Below are 15018 nucleotides of genomic sequence, written 5' to 3' on the forward strand. Positions count from 1 at the left end.
GCAGAGCTCAACTTTCTCTCTGTGATTTTCTTCACAACTCTGCATCGCACCTTATGTAGTAGCGTAATTGCGCGTACTTTTTTAGCATTGCTTACTGAATAAAAGCTACAAGAGATGAAAATTATTAACGCTGAAGTGTTTGTCACCTGCGCAGGCAGGAACTTCATCACGCTGAAAATCACCACCGATGACGGCCTCACTGGTATCGGCGACGCGACGCTTAACGGCCGCGAGCTGCCGGTGGCCTCCTACCTGAAAGACCATATCTGTCCGCAGCTGAGCGGCCGCAACGCCCATCAGATTGAGGATATCTGGCAGTACTTCTATAAAGGTGCCTACTGGCGTCGCGGTCCGGTCACCATGTCGGCTATCTCGGCGGTGGATATAGCGCTGTGGGATATCAAAGGCAAGGCCGCCAACATGCCGCTCTATCAGCTGCTGGGCGGCGCATCGCACACCGGCGTGATGATTTACTGCCACACCACCGGCCACACCATCGACAAAGTGATAGACGACTACGCAAATCATAAAGAGATGGGCTTTAAGGCGATCCGCGCGCAGTGCGGCGTGCCGGGCATGAAAACTACCTACAGCATGGCGAAAGGCAAAGGGCTAGCGTATGAGCCGGCGACCAAAGGCGACTGGCAGGAAGAGCAGCTATGGTCGACGGAAAAGTACCTCGACTTTACGCCGAAGCTGTTTGAGGCCATTCGCGATAAATTCGGCTTCAACGAGCACCTGCTGCACGATATGGCATTACCGCCTGACACCGATTGAAGCGGCGCGCTTCGGCAAAAGCGTCGAGGATTACCGCCTGTTCTGGATGGAGGATCCAACGCCGGCTGAAAATCAGGAATGCTTTCGCCTGATCCGCCAGCATACCGTCACGCCAATCGCGGTGGGCGAGGTGTTCAACAGCATCTGGGACTGAAAACAGTTGATCGAAGAGCAGCTGATCGACTATATCCGCACCACCATTACCCACGCGGGCGGGCGGCATCACCGGCATGCGCCGCATCGCCTCGCTCTATCAGGTGCGCACCGGCTCGAACGGCCCGTCGGATCTCTCGCCAGTCTGCATGGCGGCGGCGCTGCACTTACTTTCTGCTGCACTACATCGAGCGCGCCATGACCCTGTTCGAAAAAGATCCACGAACCTGCTGTAAGGTCGTGCTAACAACGTAGCAGCGCAACCCCACCAGGGATTCCGTCGGCAGCGCGCTGCCGACGTCATATCACTATAAAAAAGCGTTGGAGACCCTATGTTTAAAAATCTGCGCTGGACAATCGTACTACTGCTTTTTCTGGTTTAATGATCAACTACCTCGATCGTGTCGCCCTCTCTCTTACCCTGCCTCTGGTGGAAAAAGATCTGGCGATCAACGCCGAGCAGTTCGGCATGATCTTCGGCAGATTCTTTTTTGGTTACGCCCTGTTTAACTTCGTCGGCGGCGTCGCTACCGACCGCTTTGGGCCGAAAATCGTGCTCGGCATCGCGGTCGGCATGTGGTCGCTGTTCTGCGGCATGACCGCGCTGGCCACCGGCTTCTGGTCGATGCTAATCCTGCGTGTGCTGTTCGGCATGGCGGAAGGCCCGATCTGCGCCTCGGCCAACAAGGCGATTAACGGCTGGTTCCCGAAGAAACAGGCCGCCACCGCCATGGGCCTGCTCAGCGCTGGCTCGCCGCTGGGCGGCGCCGTCGCCGGTCCGATTATCGGCTATCTCGCCCTCGCCTTCGGCTGGCGTCCCGCGTTCGTCATCATCTGCCTGATCGGGCTGGTGTGGATGGCGATCTGGCTGTTCGTCTCGGCGGATAACCCGGCTAAAAGCAAGCTGGTGTCGCCGCAGGAGCGAGCGCTGGTTGAGAAGCTGAAAGAGGAGCAGCCTGGCGAAGAGGCGGATCTGGTGCACGCGTCGCACGGCTTTGGCTACTATCTGCGCCAGCCGATTATCCTAGTCACCGCCTTCGCCTTCTTCTGCTACAACTACATTCTGTTCTTTTCCTGAGCTGGTTCCTGGCCTATCTGGTGCAGGCGCACGGCCTCGACATCAAATCAATGTCTATCACCACCATGATCCCGTGGATCGTCGGCCTGGCGCTCGGGGGCTGGATTTTGGACAAGATTTTCAATATCACCGGCAAGTTGTTGTTGCCGCCCAAAATTGTGCTGGTGGTCTCACTGTTCGCCGCCGTTTGTATGGCGCTGGCGGGTACGGTAAAGAGGTCAATTCTGCGGTAATGATGATGTCGGTGTCGATTTTCTTCCTCTACATCACCGGCGCGATCTAGATCTACTGGGCGATTATTCAGGATGTGGTGCACAAAAGCCGCGTTGGCAGCATCAGCGGCTTTATCCACCTTGTCGGCAGCCTGTCGGGCATTATCGGCCCCATTGTCACCGGCTTTATCGTGCAGCACACCGGCAAATTCGACAGCGCCTTTGTGCTGGCTGGCGCGGTTGCCGCCATCGGTGCCTTCTTAGTGTTGTTTGTCATCCGTAGCCCGAAAGCGAGCAGCAAGCCGGTTTCGGCGTAAGTAACGCGTTTTACATGACTGAATCACGGAGTGCAGGACGCCCCGTATGCCATAAGGACGGATTATGTTAGAGATCGATCGCCTTCCCTCCGACGTACTCCGCCCGCGCTACGACCGCAGCAAACTGAAAACCCGGAAGGTGCATATCGGCTTCGGCGCCTTCCACCGCGCGCATCAGGCGCTGTGTAGTGACAAACTGGCGGAACAGGGCATCGACTGGGGCTACTGCGAAGTCAACCTCAACAGCGGCGAGCTGATTCAGGCGCTGCGCCAGCAGGATCACCTGTATACCCTTACCGAGATGGCCGACGACGCGCTGCATACACGGGTGATCGGCGTTATCACCTAGGCGCTGCACGGCAAAGGCGATAACATCGAGGCGTTGATCGCCGCCATGAGCCAGCCGGACGTAGCGATCGTGACGGAGACGGAGAAAGGTTACTGTCACCATCCCGCCAACGGCGATCTCAATCCCCAGCATCCCGATATCCTGCACGATATCGCCCATCCCGACGCGCCGTGTTCGCTGCCGGGCCGATCCTTGCGGCGCTCCGCCGCCGCGACGCGGACCTGCCACCGTTCAGCATGATGTCCTGCGACAATATGCCAGAAAACGGCCACGTGACACGCAACGTTATCGTCCAGCTGGCGCAGCGGCAGGATGAGGCGCTGGCGAGCGATATTCAGCAGCAGGTCACCTTCCCCTCTAATGGTGGATCGCATCGTTCCAGCGATGACCGACGAGGCCTTCACCCGGCTGGAGGCGCGGCTGGGCAGCAGCGATCCGGTTGCGGTGGAAGCGGAGCCGTTTTTCCAGTGGGTGATCGAGGACAATTTCGTCAGCGGCCGCCCGGCGTGGGAAAACGCAGGCGCGGAGCTGGTGGCAGACGTGCTGCCGTTCGAAGAGATGAAGCTGCGCATGCTGAACGGCAGCCACTCGTTTCTGGCCTATCTCGGCTTCCTCGCCGGCTATGAGCACATCAGCGACTGCATGGCCGACGCCAGTCTGCGCACCGCCGCGCGCCGGCTGATGCTGGAGCAGCAGGCGCCGACGTTGCGCACCCAGGGCGTGGATTTAACCGCCTACGCCGACTCGCTGATTGCCCGCTATGAAAACCGCGCCATCAAGCATCGCACCTATCAAATCGCCACCGACGGCACGCAGAAGCTGCCGCAGCGTCTGCTGGACAGCGTGCGCTGGCATCTGCGCAACGGCAGCAACTGCGATCTGCTGCTGCTGGGAATGGCCGACTGGATGAGCAAGGCGCGCCGATCGCCATCCGCGATCCGCAGCAGGCGGAGCTGGCGCAGCACGTGGCCAACAGCTCGGAAGGCGAAGCGCGCGTCCGGGCGCTGCTGGAGATGAAAGCGGTGTTTGGCGAGGATCTGGCGCGCAACGAAACGGTGGTGGCGACGCTGACGCGCTTCTGGCTGCAGCTGCGCAAACAGGGCGCGCGCGCCACTGTCGCGCAGGTCGTCAACTCGCTGTAATTGTTCAGTATTAAAAGCGCTGGCGCAGTAAAAGCATGCTGATTAGACTGACACTTTCCCAACGGGCTGGCTGCGGCCAGCCGTCACGACAGCCAGGAGTTCCTCAGTCTCGACGATGAGTTTCATCGCCTGATTTCCGAGAGCATCGACTGCGCGCTGGCGTGGGAGACGGTGGAAAATATCAAAGCGGCGATGGACCGGGTGCGCTTTCTGACGCTGAGCGAGGTTTCGCCGTCGGAGAGCCTGATTGAGCAGCATGAAGAGATCCTGTCGGCACTGAAAAATCACGATGCCGATGCGGCGAAGCGGCGATACGCCGCCATCTGCAGAAGATGATTTTTTCGATTACGCCCATCGCCGAGCGCAACAGCGAGTGGTTCGAGTCGCCCAGATCCCGCAAGCGTAGCAGACAGAAAAAGACCAGCGCTCTGCTGGCCTTTTTTTATGACGCTCCGGCGAGCAAGCCCGCTGAATCCGTCGACAAATACGCAGTTAAACCACCACTAGGCCCGTCATATGCCTGTCGACAAACACACCAGATTAAGCCGTCGGCGGCGAAGCCAGCTCGCGCACGGCCAGCGCGCAGGGCCTGGGAGCAGGCCCGAGTATGTGAACCAAGACCGAGCACTGCCAGTGCGGGAAATGGCGAGCAAGCCAGGCTTAATCAGGCAATGGTGATCTCTTTGGCCAGATAAACATCCTGCACCGCATTGATTAGCGCCACGCCATCCTTCAGCGATTTTTTAAACGCCTTGCGCCCCAGAATCAGCCCTATGCCGCCCGCATGCTTGTTGATAACCGCAGTGCGCACCGACTCGGCGATATCCGTCTCCCCTGCCGAGGCGCCGCCGGAGTTGATCAGCCCGGCGCGCTCCATATAGTAGTTCGCCAGCTGGTAGCGTACAAGATCGATCGGATTGTCGCTGGTCAGCGTGCTGTAGACGCGCTCGTCGGTATGGCCGAACTTCACCGCCTTGTAGCCGCCGTTGTTGTCCGCCAGATTCTGCTTGACGATATCCGCGCCCATGGTCGCGGCCAGATGGTTGGCCTGCCCCGTGAGGTCGGCGCTGACATGATAGTCCATGCCCTCTTTTTAAAGTCGCTGGTAGCCGGTGCCGGCAAGGCGGCCGGTATTGTACAGCGTCTGCATATTGCGCAGCAGCGCCATGCAGCGGTGTTGAAGCAGCACGTCTGCGTCCTGGCCCAGCAACAGTACGATATCCGTCATGTTAACTCCTGTCAGAATGGGGAAATGAACCGGCGCGCACCGGTTCGCACCCCCTCATCCTGGACATCTCAGGATCGCGATGCAAATTGCTGACTCCATTTTTCAGACGGATCCACAGCAGAATGTCGCGCCCGCCCACCGGATGCCCTACCACCAGCGGTGAAAATGGTGCACCGGCCCAATCCCCTTGCCCACTTCAAGCGTATCGGCCTGTATCAGCGCCTGCTGCAGCCAGGCTTTGGCCTCGCGCAGCGTCTGCGCCCAGTCGGCATGACGCGGCCGCAGCGCGGCCAGCGCGGCGGAGAGCGAGCAGCCGGTGCCGTGGGTATGGCGCGTATTGACGCGCGGCGCGGTAAAGCGCGTCGCGCCGTCGCGCGTGATCAGCCAGTCCGGGCTTTCGCTGTCGCCGAGGTGGCCGCCTTTTATCAGCACCGCCTGACAGCCGAGCGCCAGCAGTGCTTCGCCCTGCGTCAGCATGGCGTCTTCGCTGCGCGCCGGGGCGCAGTCGAGCAGCGCCGCCGCTTCCGGCAGGTTGGGCGTGATCAGCGACACCTGCGGCAGCAGCCGCTCGCGCACGCTGGCAACCGCGTCTGGCGACAGCAGCGGGTCGCCGCTCTTCGCCACCATTACCGTATCCAGAACCACAAACGGGATGTCGGCTCGTTTCAGTTGCTGTGCCACCATATCTACGATAGCGGTTTCCGCCAGCATGCCGATTTTCGCCGTATCGATGCGCACGTCGCTGAGCACCGAATCGAGCTGCGCGCCGACGAAGTCAGGATCGATGCGGTAAACCGACTGCAAGCCGCAGGTGTTTTGCGCCACCAACGCGGTAATCACGCTGGTGCCGTAGGCGCCGAGCGCCGAGAAGGCCTTGAGATCCGCCTGGATCCCGGCGCCGCCACTGGGATCAGTGCCGGCAATGGTTAAGGCGTTGATGCGATTCATGCGCGCGCCTCCTGTGCCTGCTGCCACAGGGCATCGATCAGCAGCGTGGCGAAGCTGCCCGGCGCGTCCGTCTGCGCGGCGGCGCGTTCGCCCGCGCCCCCCATCACGCGACAGGCGCTGGCGACGTTGCTCAGCCGATCGCCCGGCAAACTGCAAAAGGCGGCCGTCACGGCGGAGAGCGCGCAGCCGGTGCCCACCACGCGCGTCATCAGCGCACTGCCGCCCGCCACGCTCAGCGTGCGCTGCCCGTCGGTGACGTAATCGACCTCGCCGCTGACCGCCACGATGGTCTGGTGCGCCTGCGCCAGTGCGCGCGCCGCATCCAGCGCCGCCTCCGCCTGGTGACGCGTATCGACGCCGCGCCCGCCTGCGTCCCGCTGGGCCAGTGCCAGGATTTCCGAGGCGTTGCCGCGCACCGCGGCCGGCCGGCGCGCCAGCAGCTGCTGGCAGAACGCGCTGCGCAGCCGCAGCGCACCTACCGCCACCGGATCGAGCACCCAGGGCGTCTGCGCTGACTCGGCGGCCTGTACCGCCGCCAGCATCGCGTCGCGACGGTCGCGCGTCAGGGTACCGATGTTGATCAGCAGCGCGTCGGCGACAGCGGCGAACTGCGCCGCTTCCTCGGGATCGATCACCATGGCGGGCGAGGCGTGTAGCGCCAGCAAAACGTTGGCGGTGAGGTTCTGTACCACATCGTTGGTCATGCAGTGCACCAGCGGCTGGCGCTGAACGAAGCGGGCGAGAAGGGGCGCGAAGTGCGCGTCGGAAAAGCGTTGAGGTTGAAGGATCATTATCACTCCCAACCGGCGAACAAGAAGGCGAATGCGGTCAGGCATCTGACTTCCCTACGCTGGCATTATCCAGATCAGGTAATACGGGTATTTCTCAGCCTTCACGCAGAAGGGCACCCCGAGTCGTGTGTTACGCCAGCAGCATAGGAGAGGCGGACGCTGAAAGCAACTCCCCAACCCCGAAAGAGAGGTATTACCAGTTAGTGCCCGTCTGCATGATCTCGATCAACCAGCACGCGGTGAAAAAAAGGCCTAATGCTGCGGGTTTAACGTTCAGCGGATAACGACACAACAACTTATATTATATCGATAGCAAAGAACTGAGCCAAGAGATGCGCCGCCCCTTCAGCGAACGAAACGCCCGTCTCCACACCAGCGGTGCCTGAGCACCGCTTGCCCGTGCTATCGCGACGTATCCCGTGAATTTCACGGCGTTTTAACGTTTTACTCACCTCTACCCGTAGCAGAGGAGCCCGATAAAATTTTTCTCGCTTATCCCACACCGTCACCGCTGGCAGGATATTCATATCGCACGCGCCAGCGCCCAGCGGCCGGTGCTACTTTTCCACCTTTGTTTCCGCCCGCTGCCGCACCTGCTATGCCGTTATCCATCGCGTCTACTATCGCGATATTAGCGATACGCAGGCGCGATGCTGGCTGGGCTAGAGGCGCCGGTTAATTAGACGCAGGCGGGTGACGGTTCTGACGTCAACATGTTAAGTTGATGTTATCTAACCCAGACTCTGTGTTCACCATGTCCAGCCTGCTTGGTACCCTTACGCATCAGATTTACCTTTCCGCTCCGCTGTTTGTGCTAATTTTTCTTGGCTACGCGCTGACGCGGTTCGGCAAGTGGCCGGTCACTATCAGCGAAGGGATGAACCGCTTTGTCTTTAACGTCGCCCTGCCCTGCATGCTGTTTCGCGTAATGAGTGACTTCTACAAAAGCCCGCCGGTGGATATACGGCTGCTGCTGGCTGCTGATTTTTATTCTTGGGCGCGTGCTGGCCGCGCGCCTGCTCAGGCTCGACGGCGTTGCCGGCACGGCTTTTGCCCTCGGCGGCATCTTTTCCTATAACGTAATGCTCGGCATTCAGGTGGCGACGGTGCTGCTCGGCCCGCAGGCGCTGCCCTCGGTGGCGCTGGTGCTGGTGTTCAACAGCCTGATCCTCTGGACGCTGCTGACGCTGTCGGTGGTGTGGGCGAAACAGGGCAGCGTTTCGCTGCAGGGCATCGGCGGCACCCTGCTCGGCGTGGCAAAAAGTCCGCTGATTATCGGCATCCTCAGCGGCACCGCCTGGAGCGTGTTAAAGCAGCCGCTGCCGACTATCGCCGCCGAGCCGCTGCGCATGCTGGGAACTATCGCCGCGCAGCTGTCGCTGGTGACGCTCGGCATGAGCCTAGCGCACTACCGCATGCGCGACGGGCTGCGCGAAAGCTATACCATCCGTTTGCTGAAGCTGTTTCTGCAGCCGATGACCGTCTGCGCCATTGCCTGGCTGGTGCGTTTGCCGCCGCCGGAGAGTCGAGTAGTGGTGCTGCTGGGATCGATGGCGGTGGGCGTCAACGTCTACCTGATATCGCTAGAAGTTCAACGTGCTGACCGGCCCGGCGGCGGCCAGCATGCTGTTTTCAACGCTGTTTGCGGCGGTCACTACGCTGCTGTGGATGCTGCTGATGACGCTGGCGGGCTACTAAAAAACCGCCCTGGGACAGCGGTCCCGGGGCGGTTTTCAGCCGGTTTGGTGCGGATCAGGTAATCAAAGGCGCTGAGCGAGGCTTTGGCGCCTTCGCCGCTGGCGATGATGTCTTCTTATAGGGCACTGTGGTGCAGTCGCCAGCAGCGAACACAGCCTTTCAGGCTGGTTTCGCATTTGGCGTCGATGAGGATTTCGCTCATCCATCTTGTTGAGCTCTACCGCGCCTTCCAGCCCGTTGGTGTTCGGCAGCAGACCAATCTGCACGAAGATACCGCTCAGCGCGATATCGTGCGCCGTCTGGTTGGTGCGATCGATATAGGCTAGACCGGTGACTTTGCTGCCGTCGCCTTTCACTTCAGTGTTCTGCGCGTTCAGGATCGCGTCAACGTTTCTCAGGCTGCGCAGCTTGTTCTGCAGCACCTGGTCGGCGCGTATTTCGCCGGCGAATTCCAGCAGGGTCACGTGCTCGACGATGCCCGCCAGGTCAATTGCCGCTTCCACGCCGGAGTTGCCGCCGCCGATAACTGCGACGCGCTTGCCTTTAAACAACGGGCCGTCACAGTGCAGGCAGTAGGTAACGCCCTTTGTGCAATACTGCTCTTCGCCCGGCACGCCCATGTTACGCCAGCGCGCGCCGGTGGCGATGCTGCTGCTGCGTGATTTTAGCACTGTGCCTGATGCAGTTTCCAGCGTGTGCAGGCCGCCCTCTTTCGCCGCCGGAATCAGCTTGATGGCGCTCTGGGTGTCGATCACATCGACGTTATAGTCGTCAATGTGTACGCGCAGCGCGTCAGCCAAGCTTGGCGCCTTCGGTTTTCTGCACGGAGATATAGTTTTCAATGTCTACGGTGTCGAGCACCTGACCGCCGAAACGCTCGCCCATCAGGCCGGTGGCGGATGCCTTTACGCGCCGAGTAGATCGCCGCCGCCGCGCCCGCCGGGCCGCTGCCGACGATCAGCACTTTATAGGCGTCGCGCTTGTTCAGCTCTTCCGCCGCGCGCTTCTCGGCGTTGGTGTCGACCTTACCGCCGATCTCAGCGAGGCTCATGCGGCCCTGACCGAACTCTTTGTCGTTCAGGTAGACCGCCGGCACGCCCATTACGTTGCGCTCGGTAATTTCATTCTGGAACATGCCGCCGTCGATCGTAGTGTGCGAGACGCACGGGTTGATAATCGCCATAAGGTTCAGCGCCTGCACCACGTCGGGGCAGTTGTGGCATGAAAGCAAGTAATAAGTCTCGAAATGCAGGTCGCTGTCGAGCGACGCGACCTAGTCCAGCAGGCTCTGCGCTTCTTTCGATGGATGACCGCCGGTTTGCAGCAGCGCCAGCACCAGCGAGGTAAATTCATGACCCATCGGCGAACCGGCAAAGCGCGGACCGCTGTGCGAGCCAGGGTTAGTAATCAGAAAAGAGGGCTTGCGCACCGGACGATCGTTCTCTTCGCGGAAGCTGACTTTATCAGACAGGCTTGCGACATCCGCCAGTAAATCGCGGATCTCCGCTTACTTTGGCGCCATCATCCAGGGTGGAGATCAACTCAACAGGCTTGGTTAATTTCTCAAGATAGGCCTTGAGCTGAGTTTTTAAGTTAGTGTCGAGCATAGTGAGTTCCTGTCAGAAGAAATCGGGTACCGCAGCACCCGATTGAGAAAGATCGAAAAGCCAGTACGGAAATTAGATTTTGCCGACCAGGTCCAGAGATGGAGCCAGGGTGGCGTCGCCTTCTTTCCATTTAGCCGGGCAAACTTCGCCTGGGTGAGCAGCAACGTACTGTGCCGCTTTCACTTTACGCAGCAGGTCAGACGCGTCGCGACCAATGCCTTCAGCGGTGATTTCGATCGCCTGGATGATGCCTTCCGGGTCAACGATAAAGGTACCGCGATCCGCCAGACCTTCCGCTTCGCGCATGATTTCGAAGTTGCGGGTCAGCGCGCCAGTCGGGTCGCCGATCATCGCGTACTGGATTTTCGCGATGGTGTTAGAAGAACCGTGCCAAGCTTTGTGGGTAAAGTGGGTGTCGGTAGAGACAGAGTAGATATCTACGCCCAGTTTCTGGAATTCTTCGTAGTGGTCAGCCACGTCGCCCAGTTCAGTCGGGCAAACAAAGGTGAAGTCAGCTGGATAAAAGAAGAAAACACTCCATTTACCTTCAACATCTTTCTCAGTTACTGAGATAAACTCGCCGTTTTTAAACGCAGCGTTTTTGAACGGTTTGATTTTGGTATCAATGATAGACATCTGAAGTCCTCCGCTAAAAGTTGCGGTCTACCTTACAGTATTTTCGGGCTAACTTCTAATACGCAGAAGTTATCAATCAGATAATGAAAGCTATCAAAGTAGTGAAACGCGCCGCCAGAGGCGCCGACCGCGCATTTTACACGCAAAGCACCTTAATTTAACGCGGTTTATCTTTTCCCGACAGAGCTGCTAACTTTGAAGAAAAGAGGCTGAGAGAGCTTGTTTGTGCGAATACGTTCTTTTTACCGAAGCGGATCGGCCGTTTCTGCGCACGCTGTTTCTGGCCGCGTGCCGGCACAACTGGCGCTAGCTCGACGACAGCCATTGGCAGCTGGAATATTTCGACAGTGTTATTCTCGGCGAGACGGTCTGGGTGGCCATCGCGTCGGCTTCGCCGGCGTGCTGGAGAATGACAACTTTTTGCACAACCTCTATGTCGCTCCAGCGTATCAGGGTCAGGGCGTGGGCAGCGCGCTGCTAGAAAAGGTGCCGTCGCGCTTTCGCAGCACCGGCGCGCTGAAGTGCCTGCTGACGAATAAGGCAGCACAGGGATTTTATCTGCAGCGCGGCTGGAAGATCATCGCGCAGGGCGAGAGCGAGCAGGGAAAAAAATATGTGCTGATGCACTTTGTGCTGGCGTTGTCCCTCGACGCCAGCGCAGATCGGCGCTAAAGCGCGCGGAAGGCGATATCCCCTGGGATCACCTCGCCCTGCCAGTAAAGCCGCGCCGCGACGCGGCCCGCCAACTGACGGTAGAGCGCGGTAAATTCGCTGTCGGGACGACGGATCACCGTCGGCTCGCCGTCGTCGAGATCTTCGCGCAGGTTAATGTGCAGCGGCAGCTGCACCAGCAGCTGGGTCTGGTAATCCGGCACCAGCTTTTCCGCGCCGCCGGTGCCGAAGATCGGCTCGTGAAAGCCGCAGCGGCTGCAGATATGGATGCTCATGTTTTCCACGATGCCGAGCACCGGCACGCTCACCTTTTCGAACATCACGATGCCTTTGCGCGCGTCGAGCAGCGCAATATCCTGCGGCGTGGTCACCACCATCGCGCCGGTCACCGGCACGTTCTGCGCCAGCATCAGCTGAATATCGCCGGTGCCCGGCGGCATATCCAGCACCAGATAGTCGAGATCGGGCCAGAGCGTTTCGTTGAGCAGCTGCATCAGCGCCTTGCTCGCCATCGGGCCGCGCCACACCATGGCATTATCGTCCGTCACCAGATAGCCGATGGAGTTGGTAGCGAGGCCGTGCGCCATAATCGGCGCCATATGGGTGCCGTCCGGCGACGTCGGGCGCTCGCGCTCGGTGCCCAGCATCGTCGGCACCGACGGGCCGTAAATATCGGCGTCAAGAATGCCGACACACGCCCCTTCCGCCGCCAGCGCCAGCGCCATATTGACGGCGGTGCTCGATTTGCCCACCCCGCCTTTGCCGGAGCTGACGGCGATAATGTTCTTCACCCCGTTGACGCCGGGCTGGCCTTTGACTCGCTTCAGCGTGGCGATATTGTGGCGCAGCCGCCAGTCGATCGCCTGAGCGCCGGTCAGGCGCAGCAGCTCGGCGCTGGTCTGCGCCTTCAGGGTGTCAAAGGCGCTGTTCCAGGCGAACGGCATCGAGAGTTCGATATGCAGTTTGCCGTCGAGCAGCGCCACGTGGTGCAGCGCTTTCAGCGCGGTAAGGTTGCGTTCGAGGGTCGGGTGCTGGAAGCCGCCTAACACGCCCATAACCACGGCGCGCAGGGCTTCAGGTGAATGTGGTGCCCGGGATTGTGCTGTCATCCCCACTCCTTTTTTATTTTCTGTCGCTGGGTTCAGCGATAACAAAACAATCATATCAGATGTCGACGCGGACGACGTCAGGACGCCTTGTGTTTACGCCTGCCAGGGCATGGGTTACCATCTAAGCTCGTTTTTTCAATCAACAGAAAGCTACGCAAATTATGACTCAAGTCGCTAAAAAAATAATGGTAACGTGCGCCCTGCCGTATGCGAACGGATCGATCCATCTCGGCCACATGCTCGAGCATATCCAGGCAGATATTTGGGTGCGTTACCAGAGAATACGTGGTAATCAGGTCTATTTCATCTGCGCCGACGACGCGCACGGCACGCCGATTATGCTGAAAGCTCAGCAGCTGGGCGTGTCGCCCGAGCAGATGATCGCCGAAATGAGTCAGGAACATCAGGTCGATTTTGCCGGCTTCAACATCAGCTACGACAACTACCACTCGACGCACAGCGACGAGAACCGCGAGCTGTCGGAGCTGATTTATACCCGCCTGAAAGAGAAAGGCTTTATTAAAAACCGCACCATTTCTCAGCTTTACGATCCGGAAAAAGACATGTTCCTGCCGGATCGTTTCGTGAAGGGCACCTGTCCGAAATGTAAATCGCCCGACCAGTACGGCGACAACTGTGAAGGGTGCGGCGCGACCTACAGCCCGACCGAACTGATCGAGCCGAAGTCGGTGGTGTCCGGCGCGACGCCGGAGATGCGCGACTCCGAGCACTTCTTCTTTGACCTGCCATCGTTCAGCTCCATGCTGCAGGCCTGGACGCGCTCCGGCGCGCTGCAGGAGCAGGTAGCGAACAAAATGCAGGAGTGGTTCAAATCGGGCCTGCAGCAGTGGGACATATCGCGCGACGCGCCCTACTTCGGCTTTGAAATCCCTAACGCGCCGGGCAAATACTTTTACGTCTGGCTGGACGCGCCGATCGGCTATATGGGTGCGTTCAAGAACCTGTGCGACAAGTGCGGCGATATAGACTTCAACGAGTTCTGGAAGAAAGACTCCACTACCGAGCTCTATCACTTTATCGGCAAGGATATCGTCTACTTCCACAGCCTGTTCTGGCCGGCGATGCTGGAAGGCAGCGACTTCCGCAAGCCCAACAACCTGTTCGTACACGGCTACGTCACGGTAAACGGCGCCAAAATGTCGAAGTCGCGCGGCACCTTTATTAAGGCGAGCACCTGGCTGCAGCATCTGGACGCCGACAGCCTGCGCTACTACTACGCCGCCAAGCTCTCTTCGCGCATCGACGATATCGACTTGAACCTAGAAGATTTCGTGCAGCGCGTCAACGCCGATATCGTCAACAAGGTGGTTAACCTGGCGTCGCGCAACGCCGGCTTCCTGACCAAGCGCTTCAACGGTCAGCTGTCGACCGAGCTGGCGGATCCGGCGCTCTACCACACCTTCGTCGACGCCTCCGAGAAAATCGGCGACGCTTGGGCGAGCCGCGAGTACAGCCGCGCCATTCGCGAAATCATGGCGCTGGCCGATCTGGCGAACTGCTACGTGGACGAGCAGGCGCCGTGGGTGGTGGCGAAGGAAGAAGGCCGCGACGCCGATCTGCAGGCGATCTGCTCCATGGGCATCAACCTGTTCCGCGTGCTGATGACCTGGCTGAAGCCGGTGCTGCCGATGCTCAGCGAACGCGCCGAGGCGTTCCTCAACAGCGAACTGAGCTGGGACGCAGTGGCGCAGCCGCTGCTGAACCATCAGGTCGCGCCGTTTAAGGCCCTTTATGGACGTATTGAAATGACCAAAGTCAAAGTGCTGATTGAAGCGTCGAAGGAAGATGCCGCAGCTGCCAGTAAGCCGGCAACCGGCCCTCTGGCGGACGCGCCGATTGGCGATACCATCGCTATCGACGACTTCGCCAAAGTTGATATGCGCGTGGCGCTGATCGAGCAGGCCGAACTGGTGGAAGGCTCCGACAAGCTACTGCGTCTGCAGCTCGATCTGGGCGGCGAGAAGCGCCAGATTTTCTCCGGCATCCGCGCCGCCTATCCCGATCCGTCGGTGCTGGTGGGCAAGATGACGATCATCGTCGCCAACCTCGCGCCGCGTAAGATGCGCTTCGGCGTCTCGGAAGGCATGGTGCTGTCAGCGGGTCCGGGCGGAAAAGATCTGTTCGTGCTCTCTGTGGACAGCGGCGCGCAGCCGGGCATGCCGGTTAAGTAAGGGGTTAAAGCTAAATAAAGGCGACAAATTTGTCGCTCTTAAGGCCGAGTCAATGTGCCCGTCGCGGGTGGTATGGCCCGATTGCAAAGACGCAAAAGACCGCATCCCG

At 59.6% G+C, this 15018-nt stretch carries 6 protein-coding genes, 8 pseudogenes and 1 riboswitch; of the genes and pseudogenes, 7 read left to right on the forward strand and 7 right to left on the reverse strand.

Going from position 1 to position 15018, the window contains the following annotated elements; genetic code table 11:
* Positions 1-114: 114 nt before the first annotated feature.
* The 4 pseudogenes from manD to EIO60_RS03640 form a co-directional block, all read left to right on the forward strand.
* Positions 115-1097 (forward strand): annotated as a pseudogene (gene manD, locus EIO60_RS03625) (D-mannonate dehydratase ManD); the annotation flags it as partial.
* 165 nt (positions 1098-1262) lie between these two features.
* Positions 1263-2537 (forward strand): annotated as a pseudogene (locus tag EIO60_RS03630) (MFS transporter).
* A 64-nt stretch (positions 2538-2601) separates the two neighbouring features.
* A pseudogene (locus tag EIO60_RS03635) lies at positions 2602-4028 on the forward strand (mannitol dehydrogenase family protein).
* A 72-nt stretch (positions 4029-4100) separates the two neighbouring features.
* Positions 4101-4411 (forward strand): annotated as a pseudogene (locus EIO60_RS03640) (FCD domain-containing protein); the annotation flags it as partial.
* Positions 4412-4692: 281 nt separating this feature from the next.
* Here EIO60_RS03640 and EIO60_RS03645 read toward each other — a convergent pair.
* The 4 genes and pseudogenes from EIO60_RS03645 to thiM all read right to left on the reverse strand — a co-directional run.
* Positions 4693-5121: pseudogene (locus tag EIO60_RS03645) on the reverse strand (beta/alpha barrel domain-containing protein); the annotation flags it as partial.
* Positions 5122-5256, reverse strand: a complete 135-nt coding sequence (locus EIO60_RS16475) for a hypothetical protein (RefSeq protein ID WP_374058114.1) — start codon at positions 5254-5256, stop codon at positions 5122-5124.
* A gap of 147 nt (positions 5257-5403) precedes the next feature.
* The gene (gene thiD / locus EIO60_RS03650) at positions 5404-6204 is read right to left on the reverse strand and encodes a bifunctional hydroxymethylpyrimidine kinase/phosphomethylpyrimidine kinase (protein ID WP_258575920.1); all 801 of its coding nucleotides are present in this window, start codon (positions 6202-6204) and stop codon (positions 5404-5406) included.
* The gene (gene thiM, locus EIO60_RS03655) at positions 6201-6995 is read right to left on the reverse strand and encodes a hydroxyethylthiazole kinase (protein WP_258575921.1); all 795 of its coding nucleotides are present in this window, start codon (positions 6993-6995) and stop codon (positions 6201-6203) included. Before thiM ends, thiD begins: the two co-directional genes overlap by 4 nt.
* Before the next feature lie 34 nt (positions 6996-7029).
* Positions 7030-7126, reverse strand: a riboswitch (TPP riboswitch).
* Positions 7127-7749: 623 nt separating this feature from the next.
* Here thiM and EIO60_RS03660 point away from each other — a divergent pair.
* A pseudogene (locus EIO60_RS03660) lies at positions 7750-8693 on the forward strand (AEC family transporter).
* 37 nt (positions 8694-8730) lie between these two features.
* On the opposite strand, the pseudogene ahpF reads toward EIO60_RS03660, so the two are convergent.
* Positions 8731-10300: pseudogene (gene ahpF, locus EIO60_RS03665) on the reverse strand (alkyl hydroperoxide reductase subunit F); the annotation flags it as partial.
* A gap of 72 nt (positions 10301-10372) precedes the next feature.
* Positions 10373-10936: an alkyl hydroperoxide reductase subunit C gene (gene ahpC / locus EIO60_RS03670; RefSeq protein WP_258575922.1), complete on the reverse strand. Its 564-nt coding sequence runs from the start codon at positions 10934-10936 to the stop codon at positions 10373-10375.
* A gap of 223 nt (positions 10937-11159) precedes the next feature.
* Between ahpC and EIO60_RS03675 the strand changes: the two are divergent.
* A pseudogene (locus EIO60_RS03675) lies at positions 11160-11608 on the forward strand (GNAT family N-acetyltransferase).
* Here EIO60_RS03675 and apbC read toward each other — a convergent pair.
* Positions 11605-12717, reverse strand: a complete 1113-nt coding sequence (gene apbC / locus EIO60_RS03680; protein ID WP_258575923.1) for an iron-sulfur cluster carrier protein ApbC — start codon at positions 12715-12717, stop codon at positions 11605-11607. The pseudogene EIO60_RS03675 and the gene apbC overlap by 4 nt on opposite strands.
* Before the next feature lie 161 nt (positions 12718-12878).
* Here apbC and metG point away from each other — a divergent pair, with 161 nt between their 5' ends.
* Positions 12879-14909, forward strand: coding sequence for a methionine--tRNA ligase (gene metG / locus EIO60_RS03685; RefSeq protein ID WP_258575924.1), 2031 nt, complete (start codon positions 12879-12881; stop codon positions 14907-14909).
* Positions 14910-15018 lie beyond the last annotated feature (109 nt).

Source organism: Candidatus Pantoea persica, assembly GCF_013753875.1.
GTDB classification, from domain to species: domain Bacteria; phylum Pseudomonadota; class Gammaproteobacteria; order Enterobacterales; family Enterobacteriaceae; genus Pantoea; species Pantoea persica.